Origin of the sequence: Clostridium gasigenes, assembly GCF_900104115.1 — a bacterium.
Taxonomy (GTDB): domain Bacteria; phylum Bacillota; class Clostridia; order Clostridiales; family Clostridiaceae; genus Clostridium; species Clostridium gasigenes.
This window is the reverse complement of record NZ_FNJM01000015.1, coordinates 1-14,500: the sequence shown is the minus strand read 5'-3', so window position 1 is coordinate 14,500 and position 14,500 is coordinate 1. Positions and strand designations below refer to the sequence as shown.

Below are 14,500 nucleotides of genomic sequence, written 5' to 3'. Positions count from 1 at the left end.
AATTACTAGCTTTTTTTATTGTTTTTATTCAGTTTATCCAAAATTATTTACATGCTTTTTGGATATGCGTAAGATAATTAAACTCTTATGACTTCTTCACAACATTTACATCTCAACTATTATTTCAGTAAACTCTCCTAATTCACTTAAAATAATAATTTTACCCTTATAATTATTAACTATTCTATCTGCTATTGATAATCCTAGTCCAAATGATTTATTAGTATTACATCTAGATTTATCAACCTTATACAACCTGTTTAATACGTATGGTATTTCCTCTTTAGGAATCCCCATTCCGTTATCCTTAACAGATATTATTATTTTATTATTAACCTCAGTTAATTTAATATTAATTTCAATATTTTCCTTATTGTTATATTTTATTGCATTATCTATAAATATAATTAAAATTTGTTTTAGATGATCTTTCATAATTTTAACTTTCAAATTTGAATCAATTATAATTTCAAACTTAATATTATTGTTTAATATTTTATAATTTTCTACTATATATAATATTACAGGTTCAACATTTATAGGTTCTATTTCATCTAAATTTATAACTTCTTTTTCATTTCTAGATATTATTAATAAATCACTTACTATTTTACTTAACCTCTCCGTTTCATCAATGCAAATATCTAAAGATTTTTCAAGACGCTCTTTATCATTCTTTCCCCATCTTTTTATCATTTTTAAATGTCCAAGAAGGGCTGTAAGTGGAGTTCTAAGTTCATGAGATGCATCTGACACAAATCTACTTTGATTATCAAATGACTCTTGCAGATCATCCATCATAGAGTTAAATACTATGTTTACCTTATCAAATTCATCATTTGATTCTGAAATTTCAACCCTTTGTGTAATTCCATTTTTTTTAATTTCTGTCATTGTGTTTGATAATACCTTTAATCTTAATATAAATCGCTTTGATAAATATATAGCTCCAATAACACTTAAAACTAAGCCTATAAATAAGGCAAATATAAAGGTTTCAAAATAACTTTCTATAAATTCATGAAAAATATTCTCGCCTTTAACTATTTGTATTTTATGTTCCTCACCCTTTATACTAATTACTTCATCTAATACTATATATTTTTCAAACCTGATATATTTCACTTTAGTTCTTAAATTCACACTTTCGTCACTTAATTGAATTTTATCCCATATATTACTATCTGTTGCATATTCAACATAACCATCTTTATATATACGAATAAATTCATCTTCATTACCTATGAATTCATCTATTTCTTTTCCTTCTATATTTATGTTTGATAATAAGTACTTAATTTCTTCATATCTATTTCTTACCTGCTCTTTTTGATAATCTATACTAAAAAAATTAATACTTACTATTTGTATGCCTGTATAAATAACTAATATTGCAACTATAATAGCTAGTGATCCTATAGTAAGCTCTAAAAAAATTGGTAATCGCTTCTTTCTTTTCATAGTTATAATCTCATAATATATCCAACAGCTCTAACTGTTTGGATATATTCTTCTTTATCGTTTTGATTTAACTTATTTCTTAAATAGCTTACATAAACATCTATTCCATTCGTCCCTGCATCATGATCATAACCCCATACTTTATCTAATATTACATCTCTAGCTACTACTTTATTTTTATTATTAATAAGGAGAATTAATAATTCATACTCCTTATTTGTTAAATTTAACTTTATAGAATCTTTAATAACAGTTCTTGAGCCTCTATCTATAACAATATCTTTAAACCTAATTTTTTCCATAGCTACTTTTTCTTCGCGTCTAAAAACAACCTGAATTCTTGCAAGTAATTCTTCTATATCAAAAGGCTTTTCTAAATAATCATCTGCTCCTATTTGAAGCCCTGCAACCTTATCCATAACACTATCCTTTGCGCTAAGCATTATAACTGGAATGTCTTTTTCTCTTTTTAGCCTTCTACACACTTCTAAACCACTTAATGTAGGAAGCATTAAATCCAGTATTATTAAATCATAATCTCCATCTATAGCTTCCCTCAATCCAATCTTGCCATCCTCACAAACCTTAGCATTATATCCTTCATATTCCAATTCAATCTTTATAAAATCCGAAATATTTGCCTCATCTTCAATAATTAAAATGTTTCTCAAAATATCACCTCTAATGATATTATATCATTATTTTTAATCATCGTATCTTTCTTCATATGGGTTTTCTATATCTGTTATAGCTCCTGATTTTGAGCTTACCGTAATCTCTTTAAGCATATTTTCCTTATCCTTTATTTCAAATTTATATTCAAAAGTTGCATCTTCAAAATCTAAGTCTTTTTCAAAGTTTACTACCTCTCCTTGAATTTTTTTAAGGGCTATCCCTTCTGCTTCACTCTTACTATATTTAATATTTGATTTAGCATAACTATAGTAAACACCACCAAGCACTATTACTAATGCAACTCCAATTGAAGCTATAAAAACACCAATCCTTATTATCTTCTTCTTATATTCTATTATATGTTCAATAAATTTAACAATTTTATCAAAAATCTTTTCCATATTTTATCACTCCATTTATTTATTTTTTTAATAAGATCTATTCTTTTTCATATAGCTAAAAGTCCTTAATCTAAAGCAACCTTTTTTTCTAATACTACCTTCAGCTTTTCTAATACAAATATTAATGATCCACCAATTAAAAAATATATAATACTAAAGTTATTAAAACTAACACTGCTAAAAAAATTCCTCCTCTTTTCTAATTACTTGTTTAGATATTAATTACTTTCTCATTGATTTAATTATATTGTAAACTCCTATATAAGAAATTAAATCAATATTAGAGTTACATTAATTTTTTTTAATAAATAGGCCTCTCCAAATAAATAACAAGAATACTGACTTGTTATTTATTTGGAGATGCAAAAAAAGGTTTCAGATAAATATGTATCTGAAACCTTTTTTGTGGTTATTTATTTCAACTTAAATGTTTTAGGTGCCATCTTATAAATAGTAAACAAAGCTATTGGTATAAATAACATTGTTATAACTATTACTACCAAAGTAAAGTAACTAGGAGCTACTTTTATTTGAAGTGCTTGATATGAAGCCATGTATACAATAAAATTTGAAATATGAAATAGCGGACTCTTTATTGTTAAATCTTTAGTGTAAGGTTGAACTATATAATACATAAATAAGTGATATATAGAAAAGAAACCGCTAAGTCCAAGTATAGCTAAAAATATAGGAAGTAACTCTATAATATTATAAGCTTTACCACAGAAAATAATTATTATGGTTAACCCTAAGCATATTGTAACACTAGGCATTAAGTTATATAAAACAACTCTTTTAAGCCTTACTCTAAAGTTATCTAAAATTGCCTTTGGGTCTTTATAATAGCCATATCTTAGTAAGCTAATGTCACAATTGAAAAACATAGCCTTACAAATTCGTTGTGTTGTAGATATCATATACATTACAAATACTAAATATCCACTTGCTTTTATTATATTCGCTGCTACTTTTTCTTTATAATCCGGAAATATTAATAGTAGTATTACAGAAGCTACTGTAGCTACTCCAATTATTACTACTCTATTTCTTATAGCATTTATAACTATTTTTTTATGTCTATTAAAAAATATTGAGTTTAAATAGTCATATCCACTTTTTTTATTTAACTTCTTACTATTCAAAGTTTTTATATCTATATTCTTTTCATTTATTGCAACATCTGCAAAAGCTACTCCCTTAAGGTTCTCACCATCATTAAATATAGCTCCCTTGGATATTAACCTTCTAGAAAGTGCAGTATAACTTTTAGAATTCCATAAATAAGATGCTGCTAAAAATCCTAAAACTATAATAATACAAATTGAAATTGGATTTAAAATTATAAATTCCCCTAATATAATATTAAAAAATGGTAATAGATACGCAAATATAGGCGCTACTAAAATTAGAACTATTGGTAGCACTTTATTTCGTCCTAGTACAACCTTATGTTTATTAAAGATAAAGAGAACTAAAGTTTCACCAAAAATCCTAAAAGCACCTAATGTTAATAGTACTATTAGTGTCTTTTTAAAGCCTATATTAATTATCATTACTGGACTTAGAAATATAGACTGTGAAATTATCTTATAAATAATTTCTCCTAAATAATATTTCTTAGGGTCAACTCTCATTAAAGTAATCACGTTATAAGCATCATTGTCCACTTTTAATAATATACTATTTAATAATGATCCTGCCATAAAACTTAAAACAAAATATATGTGTATATATAATCTTTCTGTATCTACTTCAATTCCTCTTCCTTTAGTTAAAGCTACTGTTGGTATTCCTACAAATATAGCCAAATATATAGCTTTTCTAAAGAACTCAGAGAATAGGCTAAGTATATATTTAATTAATCCTAAAATCATCTTAATCTTAGTCTCTTTATATAAGCTTTCAGGTATCTTTTTCCCTATTAAAGGTAACTTACTTAGAAGATATATAAATGAGTTAGCCCCTTCTACAAAAGACACTTTAAAGCTAGTAAGAAATATATTAAGCATCATTATTCTCCTTTAGCAACTCAATTATCTTTTCCTCTAAATTTTCACTACTTAACAGTGCCTTGTCCACTTTATCTAATGTCCCATTATTTAATATAACTAATTCATCGCAAAGATCCACAGCTAATTGCATTATATGAGTTGAAAATATTAATATATGATCATTCTTCATTTCCTTAAGTAACTTTTTCATTTCAAGAGCTACAACTACATCAAATGATGTTAATGGTTCATCTAATAATATTACTGGTGGTCTAGTTATAATGCAGCAAAGCATTTGTATTTTATTTTTCATTCCATGGGAATATCCTTTTATTAATTTATAACTATCTTCTTTAGTTATTTTAATTAATTTTAGATATTCATCTATACTTTTAATGTTCTCAATACTATCTTTATTTATATCAATATAAAACTTTAAAAATTCATAACCAGTTAAAAAATCCGGTAGTATAGGTTCTGAAAATACATAACCTATTTTTGAGTGATCTAAATTTATAATGTTGTCATTTTCATCTAACAAACTCACAGACCCATTGTCTAATTCTAGCTCCTCACTTATACAGTTAAAAAGTGTTGTTTTCCCTGCACCATTTCGCCCTAGTAAGCCATATATTTTACCCTTTTCGAAAGTAAAACTAGCCTTATTTAACACCTTTTTATCCCCAAATTTTTTTTCAATATCATTTAATAATAACTTCATAAAGCCCCTCCATTATATTGTAATTTTTATTAAATCTTACTGCTTCAACGTAATTATAACACATGCCCCAAATTCATCCAATAAAGTTTAAGTAGCTATCCTATTCACATTAATTATAATTAATGTATGGTAAAATAAAAAAACTCAAGTAATTCGCCTTATGAATCACTTAAGTTTTAATATAATTTTACATTTATCAATATTAATTATCTATAAAATTTTTCCCTTTATTTAATTTATTAATTCTTTTTTATCCACACTAGAATTATATATTAATCCTAAGAGAATCAATAATCCCCCAATAATTTTTCCTTTTGAAACAAATCCTACTATGAAATAATCAATAAATATACCTGTAAAAAGCTGACCTATAAATATAAGCAAAGTAGTATATATAGTAGGGATTTTAGGAATTATAATATTAGATGTCGAAACAACAATTACTCCAAGCAGCCCACCTAAGAACGCCCAAAATGGTATTTCACTTAAACTACCAACAGATAAGTCCACATAATTTCTCACTATGCTTAATAATAATATAGTACTTACTAGACCTACTATATAGTTTATAAGAGTTCCTTGAAGAACACCTATTTTTTTAGCTAGATGTGAATTTATAATCATAGCTACTATAGTAATAGAACCACATAAAACCGCTAAAATAATATATAACATATTTATCCTCCTCTTTCTAAGTCAATTTAGAAAATAATAAAATAGCAAATTGATTTATTTTTTAAAATGCTTAATATATTATCATTGTAACTAGCCCTAATAATATTATAGAAAATCCAATAATTTTTTTCTTTTTAAATTTATAAATATCCAATCCAAATAGCCCATAATGATCTATTAAAGAAGCTAATACTAGTTGTCCAAAAACACCTAATGATAATGTTAAAGAAGCTCCTAGAGAATTGAAGCATAAATTATTTAAAAACACTACGAAAACTCCTATTGATCCCGCACTAAATAAATAAATCGGAATATTTTTCTTTAACTTGAACTTCTCTCTTTTTAATATTAAGATAATAATTAAAGAAATAAGTCCTACCATATGGATTATTAATATCGCTACATACTGATTTGTATATTTTGCCAAAGCACCATTAAACGTTACCATTATAGTAATTAATAATCCTATAAATACCGCATACGATTTATACATGTAATTTCCCCCATTCCTTGATTACGTCTCTTTTATAAGATTAACATAGAATTTTAAAGTTATATATGACATATGTCCTATTCTGATTAATTAATATTAGCGATTTTTCAGTTCTAGTTCACTTCTGTAAAATAAACAACTATAATAATACTTATAAATATTGAAATGCTTAATAATTTTTATCTCTCTTAGATGATTACAAGGAGGACTAATTAAATGAACCGTATAAATAATCAATCTAAATTAGATGATTACATAGAAAAATATAATATTGAAGATTTCTTTGGAATAAATATGAAAAACCACATGGAGTTACATTCTTTTAATAAAGGAAGTCACATTGTCAAAGTTAATGAACCAATAGATTATTTTTATTTTTTTGTAGAAGGTAAAATAAAGGTATATACTATTCTAAAAAACGGTAAATCTCTACTTTTCAGATTATATAATCCACTAACTATAATTGGGGATGTTGAATTTATTGACTGTGATAAAGCTAATTCAAACATTGAAGCAATAAATGAATGTTTATGCATTGCAATATCTATGAGTAATATAAGAAAATACGCTGTCAATGATCCAACTTTTCTAAAGTGTATTTGTGAGAGCCTTGGTAAAAAATTTATTAGTTCCTCTATCGCCAGTTCAATAAATATTCTCTACCCTCTAGAAAATAGATTATCAAGTTATCTACTTGCTATTGCACCAGAGAATAATGAACATTCCAATTTAGATGGTGGAATAATAACAGATAAATTTACAGAAATGGCTGATTTACTTGGAACAAGCTATAGACACTTAATCAGAACTATAAATAAATTATGCAATGAAAATATAATAAAAAAAGAAAGAAATTCTATTATCATTTTAAATTTAAATGCATTAGAAAAACTTGCTGGAGATTTATATAAATAGATAAAAAGGAGAATTATAATGAATATTTTAATTAGAAAAGCATCCCTAAAAGATTTAGATGCAGTAACAAAAGTTGAAGCAATCTGTTTTCCAAAGGAAGAGGCAGCTACTAGAGCATCCTTAGAAAAACGTATTAAAACATTTTCAGAACGCTTTTTTGTAGCAGAAATAGATAATAAAATTATAGGATTTATAAATGGCTGTATTACTAATGAGCACACTATATATGACGAACTATATTTTGACTCTAAACTACATATTCCAAATGGAGATTTCCAAACTATTTTTGGCCTTGATGTAATCCCGGATTATCGTAATTTGGGAATTGCCGCACAGTTAATGAATTATATGATTGAAACATCAAAATTAGCGGGTAGAAAAGGTGTTATTCTAACTTGCAAATTAAATCTTGTTGATTATTATACAAAGTTTGGATACATAAATAAAGGTATATCTAAATCAGTACATGGTGGAACTGAATGGTATGATATGATTTTAATCTTTTAGCTAAATTTATAAGTTGTTTATTTTCATAACCTTAAATTGACGTCTTTATATAAATTTATTTAGTTTATGATGCCTAAGTCAAAGTATAAAAATAAGCTAGGCTTAATGCCTAGCTGTATATACTTAATAACTGTAACTTTACAATAGAGTATTTCATAGTGAAAATGATATATAACACATCTATCCCTCTACTATAATTATTTTATTTCTGTTTCATCAAAACTGCATTTATACCTTTTTAACAAATTCAGATTTTAGTTTCATAGCTCCAATACCATCGATTTTGCAATCAATATTATGATCTCCATCAACTAAACGTATATTTTTTATTTTTATACCTACTTTTACAACTGCTGAACAGCCTTTTACTTTAAGATCTTTGATTACTGTTATGCAATCACCATTACTTAAGATATTTCCATTTGCATCTTTGATAATCTTTTCATCTTCACTATTTTCGTTTTCTAATTCTAAAGCCCACTCATGAGCACATTCTGGGCAAATAAAAAGACTTCTATCTTCATAAGTGTATTCTGAATTACATTTTGGACAATTTGGTAAATCAACCATAATTCCATTTCCTCCATTCGTTATTCTTAGACATTTAAAGATGTCTAAATTATAATATATATAAGCATATAAGGCGTTCCTTATATGCTTATATATATTATCATAGTCTTCTTATATTGACAAACCAGCCTCTAATCTCTGATTAAAGTTCCTTATTACCAGTATATAGTGCATTTTTTTCATATTTTACTCTTCATATACAAACCGCTCTAATAAATTATCTAATATACTATTTAAGCATATACAATTAAACTTAATTAATGGATCACATTTAAATTTATCTTCGGAATAATTATTAGCTTCTTCCAAAGCTTTATAATAATTTACCTTGTTTAATTTTGGATCAATTATTATTCCACAATATCCACTTTGATTTAATATATAATTAGTTATAATCCTACTGGTTCTACCATTACCATCAATAAATGGATGAATACAAACAAACCTATATTTAAATATTGTTGCTAATACAATTGGATTTAACTCACTCTTATTTTCATTGTACCATTCAATTAAATTTTTCATATGTTTTTCTACGCCATTAGGAGGTGATGTATGAATACTAGCTCCACCAATCCAATTTCTTTTTGTCTTATATTCACCTGATTCTTCTATTTCTAAAACTCCATTAGTTAATATTCTATGAATTCCCTTAATCAGACTTTCAGTTACACCATCCTTATTCAACAGCTTACTATCAGCATATTTAATTGCCTTTGCTGTGTTATCAATTTCCATATGCTCTTTTATAGTTTTTCCCGAAATTGTAAATCCAGTTTCCAAAATATACTTAGTTTCCATTATATCCATAGTGTTTCCTTCTATTGAATTAGTGGAATAAACTTCTTCAACTAAATCTCTTAATCTATGAAATTCATATCTATTTTCTATTACTTCAGCATCAATTAGCACTTTTATTTTTCTGTCTATTTGACTAATTAAGTTATTATAGCTATATAAATCCTTCATACTTATCACCCCTATCCTCTTTTTCTATATTCTATATAGCACTCTTTATTATTAATATTATAGTCTATTTTTTATTTTTTTAATATATATAAATTTCAGGAGAATTATATATATTGCTCCAATTATTTATTAAAAAATCTCTCATTTCTATGTATTCACTATTAGTCATTTCCTTTGCACTCACAGGACAATTTCTTATACAGCGACAACACTTAATACACCTTTCTTTATCAACACTCCTACAGTTTTGCTTGCTTATAGCATTAGTGGGACAAGAATTTTTACATATTCCACAATCTATACAATTATCATTAGTTTCTGGTGCCATAGGTTTCATTTTACTTACCTTTACCACATAGGGATAATTTCCTGGAACATTCAAGTTTCCTATTTCACTAATATCCTTTATTGCATTAATCTTTATCTTAACTCTGTCACCAAATTTTTTTGCTATTTCTAAGTCCTCTTTATTTGGTCTTCCATTTCCTAAAAGATCAGTATAAGAATGCTCTCCTACAAATGCAGTTGCCCCTACTCCTATAAACCCATTTTCTTCAAATGTATTCTTTAATTCTAATAAAGCATCTTCATAGGCTCTGTTGCCATATGTTACAACAAAAATTACTAGAGTATTATTACCCTTTACTTTATTAAAATATTCGACTAAAAACTTAGGTACTCGTCCAGCATAAACTGGAACTCCTACAATAACTAAGTCTTTTTCTGTAAAAACTAACCCTTCATTTCTATTTTCCTCTAATGTTATATCATTTTCAAATAATTCATCACTAATAGCACTTCCAATTTCCTTTACAACCTTAGCTGTTCTATCTGTAGCACTAAAATAAATCAAATTTACTCTCATATCTCTTCTCCTACTATACTATTTGTTAATACTTACTATTATAGGTACTTTTTTATATTTTAACAATAAAAGGTCATAAGTTTCCTTATGACCTTTCCTAATCTCAACTGACAAACAGGTAGGTTATCTTCGCCAATGTTAACTAATGTTTCGAAATAGCAACACTTCTCCTACAAGTAACTCCCCTTTAAGGTAGTTGACTTACAACAACATGATAATCTTTACCATTATTGTTATCCCATTTAACTTCATTTGAATTAAAGTCATACTTAAAACAATAATCTAAAGTTGAACCTTTCTTAACATAAACATCAGTCCAAAAAGCTTCAAATACTCTTCCCATGTAAGCATCTACAAAATGTCTGCTTAGCTCAACATCTTTTATTTCATTCCACCCGTTTACTCCAAAATGTACAGTAATATTTTTAATGTCCCTAGTATCCACTTTATCATAGGATATTGGAGCTGATATTCTATACACTACCCATTCATCATTTTCTGCTGCATGAACCGTTTTAGGCATTAATAACGTTCCCATTATTAAAGTTACTGATAAAAAACAAAGTATTATTTTTTTCATATTTTTATTCCTCCTTACATGTTTTATGATTTTATTATACATTTAATTACATAAATTGTATAATAAAGGATTACCTCTTGTAACCATTTTCTTTTACAAAATACTTAAATTTGCTTTAAATTACAATAAATACATTAACTTTTCATAACTATTTATCCAACATCTGTAACTAAAGCTTAATTAGATAATGTTTTATAGAGTAATTATAAATTTTCTTATACACCATTATTTAAACGCATTAAAATAAGCCATACATTTCTGCACGACTTATCTTAATGAGTATTTAACCATACTTATTTCATTTCAATTACCAAGTTACATTATTAACCTACTTGTCTCTGAAAATAGCGCCATTCACGTCATTGCTCTGAAATCATGTTCGACAAGTGCTCTCTAATATTACTCAGCTAATGATTTAATTTCTTTGTAACTCTTAAGATCTGTATAAAGTTCGTCCTTAATAGGATTACGCTTTGTCTTAACAATCTTGTAAATATAGTATCCAAATACTGCGATATTTGCTAGTAATGCTACTAAGCTTACAATGAATAAAGCAGTTGTGTTATGTGATGATTTAACTGCAAATTGTGATTCATCAATGAAACTTGGATAGGTCATTGCAAACATACACCATAATGCAAGTGTTTGTGCACGATGCTGTAGCCAAGCCCCCTTCTTGATAAAGAAAGCTGCAAATGTAGGAGCTAGTAATAACGCTAACCCACAGTACCATGCATGTTCAGGTAAGCAGTTATATGTGTATGCAAAGTTCCAAATATCATATGCTATAATCCAGAACCAAAGCATGTCCGGCCATAACATATCCTTACTCTTATCTTTACTGATGCAGATTCCAACCCAACCTGTAATAGTAATGATATTTAAGATACCTGCAATTCCATTCATAATATTCCAGGAACCGCTTACAGTCATCATTCCTTCAAATATCTCTTTATTAAGATGTAATCCATAAATTTGAAAATCACGTGCTACTGCTTCGCAAATATTGATTGCTAAAATCAATGGTGGAAAACACAAAAGCCATTTTTTGCTACTTGCACCTTTCACATGTCTAATCAGCCAAAAGCCAATACATCCTGCAAGTGATGAGTACACTTTAGCATAATGAAACCAATCGTTTACACTTGTTCCTTTAGTAGTTTTTGGCCATACTGCAAAGGTAAGAACCAGTGGTAATACGACGAAAAAAAATACTCCTCCCCATTTATATTTACGACCTACTTCATTTAGTCCAATCAACACAAAAAATACTACCAGCCACATAAGCCAGTTTGTCCAAGGTTGTGCTTCGAAAAAAAACATAAATATTCCTCCTTAATAAAATATAATAATTCCAGTAATTTAAAACCAATTATCCTACAATTTACTAATATAATTGTACGCGTTTATTTAATGATTGTCAATAAATGTAGATTACATTTAGCACTTAGAAATCATTACTTAGCAGTATTGAAATTGCTCAAAGGTGCTCTCCCATCCTTGATTTTCAAAGAAAAAAATGCTTGCTATGAAATTCCAAGAAAATATCAGTATTTTGGTAGTCTTGTATTATATTTTGAAGAATATACTTAGTATAGATTATAATGCTAGTTATAATTATAAAGATATAAAAGGAGTTGAATTCATTTGCCTACAGATATTAAATATATACAGCAAATTAATCCAACTTATGAAGAGAGACTTAAAATGTTAAGGATTGCTCTAGAAGAAGGAAATCACATTGAAGATTTTGATAATTTAGTAGAGTTGCTTGGTCCACCAAAAGATATTACAACAATTAGCTCTCCAGAACATTGCAAAGGGATTAAGGTTGGTATAATAGGTGGGGGGCTTTCAGGTTTGGCTTCTGCCTTTGAACTTAGAAAGCTTGGCTTTGATATTACTATCTTTGAATCAGAGGAAAAACGTATTGGTGGCAGGGTTTATACCCATTACTTTGATAAGGATAAAAGATTTTTTGGAGAACTTGGAGCTATGCGGATACCTGTAAGCCATGAAACTACATGGCACTATATAGACCTTTTTGGTTTAAAAACAAGGCCGTTTATTCAAAACAATGAAAATGCATTTATCTATGTAAGAAATAAACGTGCAAGAAATGATCCTCAAGGTAAAAGTGTAATGGAGAAAATATATCCTGAATTTAATCTTTCACCATGGGAAAGAAGTACACCTTGGCAAAAACTTATTGGTTATGCATTAGGAAGTAATCTTTTAAAAATACATCCAGATATAAGAAAAGAACTTGTGCAAATTAAAAAGAAATATTCAAATACAATTGAATATATGGATAGTTTAAGTATACGACAAGTACTTGAAAAAATGAATTTAAGTGAAGGTGCTATAGAGATGATCTCATGCGTTGCACCTTTTGCAGGTTATTTTTACTATAATAATTATTATGAAAATCTTCAGGAAGAATATACAGTAGATTATGCTTATAGATATGAACTAGTTGATGGCTTTGTTAATCTCCCACTTGCTTTTTATAATTCTTTAATGTCTAAAAAACCTAAGGAATACTCTAATATTCAAGAAAAAGATTTAGGGAAAATTCTTTGGAAAAATGGAAAAACAGTAACAAGTATATATAAAAAAGATAAAAATAATAGGGTTATACTACAATATAAAAATAAAAAATCCTCAGAAATTTTTCAGAAAACCTTTGATTTTATTGTTTGTACAATTCCTTTTTCTAGTCTTCGTAATGTTACTGTATATCCTATGTTTAGTACTGAAAAAATGCAGGCAATAAAAGAAGTTAATTATGCATCAGCTCAAAAAACTGTTTTTATGTGCAATAAACGTTTTTGGGAAGAAGGCGATACTAAAGAGAAAATAATAGGAGGTGGATCCCATACTGATTTATCAGTTGGAACTATATGGTACAATGATTATCATAAAGGTATTAGTAGTAGTCAAATACAAAACAAGAAAATTTCTAATAATAACGGAGGCGTTCTTTTAGCATCTTACAATTTAAATCAAGATTCAATCCGTTTAGGTAACTTAGAAGATAAAACACGTGTTGAAGAAATAAAAAGACAAATTGAATCTATTCATGGCCTTAAAAAAGGATATCTTGATTCTATAGTTGATGACTTTAAAACTGCTCAATGGAATACTGAAAAAGGATTTTATGGAGGATTTTGTTATGCTAACCCTGGACACTTCAGGCTATTCTCATATGCAATGGCGAAGCCAGAATATGAGAATAGAGTATACTTTGCTGGTGAACACGTTTCTTCAAGCCACGCTTGGATACAAGGGGCTGTAAATAGTGCTATGAAAGCTGCTAATGATATAGCCGAATATTGTGAAAAAGGTTAATCTATATTCAATAAAAAACTGCAATAAAGGCTTTAGTAAAGTGGTCCCTATGTCAAGGACAGTTAGAAAAAAACGCCTAAAAAATGAATTGGAATATTTTTCATGGAAGATGTATGACAAGAAAGCACTGGTATTATACCGTTTGTAGGTATTTACCAGTGCTTTAAATTATATTGATATATAAAATTAGTTTAGCTAGATTTTAATCGGATATTCACCGGTTTCTAGATATTCGTAGTATTTATTTGGTGATAGCTTGGCCAAATTCCATTGATATCTATTGTTATTGTAATAATCAATATAATTATCAGTTTCTTGTTTCAGTA

16 protein-coding genes are annotated in these 14,500 nt (G+C 27.5%); 3 read left to right on the top strand and 13 right to left on the bottom strand.

Annotated elements, in window-relative coordinates; translation table 11 throughout:
* Nucleotides 1–105: 105 nt before the first annotated feature.
* The 7 genes from BLS77_RS16410 to BLS77_RS16380 form a co-directional block, all read right to left on the bottom strand.
* Entirely contained in the window at nt 106–1,461 is a 1,356-nt protein-coding gene (locus BLS77_RS16410) for a sensor histidine kinase (protein ID WP_089972266.1), read from the bottom strand.
* A 2-nt stretch (nt 1,462–1,463) separates the two neighbouring features.
* The gene (locus BLS77_RS16405) at nt 1,464–2,132 is read right to left on the bottom strand and encodes a response regulator transcription factor (RefSeq protein WP_089972264.1); all 669 of its coding nucleotides are present in this window, start codon (nt 2,130–2,132) and stop codon (nt 1,464–1,466) included.
* Nucleotides 2,133–2,165: 33 nt separating this feature from the next.
* A complete protein-coding gene (locus tag BLS77_RS16400; RefSeq protein ID WP_089972261.1) occupies nt 2,166–2,537 on the bottom strand; it encodes a PepSY domain-containing protein in 372 nt (123 codons plus the stop codon).
* A gap of 413 nt (nt 2,538–2,950) precedes the next feature.
* Nucleotides 2,951–4,546 (bottom strand): hypothetical protein, encoded by a 1,596-nt coding sequence (locus BLS77_RS16395; protein ID WP_089972259.1) that lies wholly within the window; start codon nt 4,544–4,546, stop codon nt 2,951–2,953.
* Nucleotides 4,539–5,249, bottom strand: coding sequence for an ABC transporter ATP-binding protein (locus BLS77_RS16390; RefSeq protein ID WP_089972257.1), 711 nt, complete (start codon nt 5,247–5,249; stop codon nt 4,539–4,541). Before BLS77_RS16390 ends, BLS77_RS16395 begins: the two co-directional genes overlap by 8 nt.
* 231 nt (nt 5,250–5,480) lie before the next feature.
* Nucleotides 5,481–5,924, bottom strand: a complete 444-nt coding sequence (locus BLS77_RS16385) for a DMT family transporter (protein ID WP_089972255.1) — start codon at nt 5,922–5,924, stop codon at nt 5,481–5,483.
* Between the two features lie 70 nt (nt 5,925–5,994).
* Nucleotides 5,995–6,417: a DMT family transporter gene (locus BLS77_RS16380; RefSeq protein WP_089972253.1), complete on the bottom strand. Its 423-nt coding sequence runs from the start codon at nt 6,415–6,417 to the stop codon at nt 5,995–5,997.
* A gap of 216 nt (nt 6,418–6,633) precedes the next feature.
* Between BLS77_RS16380 and BLS77_RS16375 the strand changes: the two genes are divergently transcribed.
* Together BLS77_RS16375 and BLS77_RS16370 are read left to right on the top strand one after the other, a co-directional pair.
* Nucleotides 6,634–7,332: a cyclic nucleotide-binding domain-containing protein gene (locus tag BLS77_RS16375; protein ID WP_089972250.1), complete on the top strand. Its 699-nt coding sequence runs from the start codon at nt 6,634–6,636 to the stop codon at nt 7,330–7,332.
* 18 nt (nt 7,333–7,350) lie between these two features.
* On the top strand, nt 7,351–7,839 hold the full coding sequence (locus tag BLS77_RS16370) for a GNAT family N-acetyltransferase (protein ID WP_089972248.1): 489 nt from the start codon (nt 7,351–7,353) through the stop codon (nt 7,837–7,839).
* A gap of 228 nt (nt 7,840–8,067) precedes the next feature.
* On the opposite strand, the gene BLS77_RS16365 is transcribed toward BLS77_RS16370, so the two are convergent.
* The 5 genes from BLS77_RS16365 to BLS77_RS16345 all read right to left on the bottom strand — a co-directional run bounded on the left by BLS77_RS16365 (nt 8,068) and on the right by BLS77_RS16345 (nt 12,146).
* A complete protein-coding gene (locus BLS77_RS16365) occupies nt 8,068–8,409 on the bottom strand; it encodes a zinc ribbon domain-containing protein YjdM (protein WP_089972246.1) in 342 nt (113 codons plus the stop codon).
* A gap of 186 nt (nt 8,410–8,595) precedes the next feature.
* Entirely contained in the window at nt 8,596–9,378 is a 783-nt protein-coding gene (locus BLS77_RS16360) for a Fic family protein (RefSeq protein ID WP_089972244.1), read from the bottom strand.
* Nucleotides 9,379–9,457: 79 nt separating this feature from the next.
* Nucleotides 9,458–10,243 (bottom strand): EFR1 family ferrodoxin, encoded by a 786-nt coding sequence (locus tag BLS77_RS16355; protein WP_089972242.1) that lies wholly within the window; start codon nt 10,241–10,243, stop codon nt 9,458–9,460.
* 187 nt (nt 10,244–10,430) lie between these two features.
* Nucleotides 10,431–10,823, bottom strand: coding sequence for a carbohydrate-binding protein (locus BLS77_RS16350; protein WP_089972240.1), 393 nt, complete (start codon nt 10,821–10,823; stop codon nt 10,431–10,433).
* 399 nt (nt 10,824–11,222) lie between these two features.
* Nucleotides 11,223–12,146, bottom strand: a complete 924-nt coding sequence (locus tag BLS77_RS16345) for a DUF5692 family protein (protein WP_089972237.1) — start codon at nt 12,144–12,146, stop codon at nt 11,223–11,225.
* 384 nt (nt 12,147–12,530) lie between these two features.
* Here BLS77_RS16345 and BLS77_RS16340 point away from each other — a divergent pair, with 384 nt between their 5' ends.
* On the top strand, nt 12,531–14,174 hold the full coding sequence (locus BLS77_RS16340; RefSeq protein ID WP_175490891.1) for a flavin monoamine oxidase family protein: 1,644 nt from the start codon (nt 12,531–12,533) through the stop codon (nt 14,172–14,174).
* A gap of 195 nt (nt 14,175–14,369) precedes the next feature.
* Here the strand turns inward: BLS77_RS16340 and BLS77_RS19555 are convergent.
* Nucleotides 14,370–14,500: IS3 family transposase (locus BLS77_RS19555; protein ID WP_139164862.1), on the bottom strand; the 131-nt coding region annotated here is incomplete at its 5' end.

Excerpts from the sequence above, each read along its gene's own strand:
- BLS77_RS16410 (WP_089972266.1), bottom strand. The coding sequence starts at position 1,461 with ATGAAAAGAAAGAAGCGATTACCAATTTTTTTAGAGCTTACTATAGGA.
- BLS77_RS16360 (WP_089972244.1), bottom strand. The coding sequence starts at position 9,378 with ATGAAGGATTTATATAGCTATAATAACTTAATTAGTCAAATAGACAGA.
- BLS77_RS16345 (WP_089972237.1), bottom strand. The coding sequence starts at position 12,146 with ATGTTTTTTTTCGAAGCACAACCTTGGACAAACTGGCTTATGTGGCTG.
- BLS77_RS16355 (WP_089972242.1), bottom strand. The coding sequence starts at position 10,243 with ATGAGAGTAAATTTGATTTATTTTAGTGCTACAGATAGAACAGCTAAG.
- BLS77_RS16340 (WP_175490891.1), top strand. The coding sequence starts at position 12,531 with ATGTTAAGGATTGCTCTAGAAGAAGGAAATCACATTGAAGATTTTGAT.
- BLS77_RS16400 (WP_089972261.1), bottom strand. The coding sequence starts at position 2,537 with ATGGAAAAGATTTTTGATAAAATTGTTAAATTTATTGAACATATAATA.
- BLS77_RS16390 (WP_089972257.1), bottom strand. The coding sequence starts at position 5,249 with ATGAAGTTATTATTAAATGATATTGAAAAAAAATTTGGGGATAAAAAG.
- BLS77_RS16370 (WP_089972248.1), top strand. The coding sequence starts at position 7,351 with ATGAATATTTTAATTAGAAAAGCATCCCTAAAAGATTTAGATGCAGTA.
- BLS77_RS16350 (WP_089972240.1), bottom strand. The coding sequence starts at position 10,823 with ATGAAAAAAATAATACTTTGTTTTTTATCAGTAACTTTAATAATGGGA.
- BLS77_RS16385 (WP_089972255.1), bottom strand. The coding sequence starts at position 5,924 with ATGTTATATATTATTTTAGCGGTTTTATGTGGTTCTATTACTATAGTA.
- BLS77_RS16375 (WP_089972250.1), top strand. The coding sequence starts at position 6,634 with ATGAACCGTATAAATAATCAATCTAAATTAGATGATTACATAGAAAAA.
- BLS77_RS16395 (WP_089972259.1), bottom strand. The coding sequence starts at position 4,546 with ATGCTTAATATATTTCTTACTAGCTTTAAAGTGTCTTTTGTAGAAGGG.
- BLS77_RS16365 (WP_089972246.1), bottom strand. The coding sequence starts at position 8,409 with ATGGTTGATTTACCAAATTGTCCAAAATGTAATTCAGAATACACTTAT.
- BLS77_RS16380 (WP_089972253.1), bottom strand. The coding sequence starts at position 6,417 with ATGTATAAATCGTATGCGGTATTTATAGGATTATTAATTACTATAATG.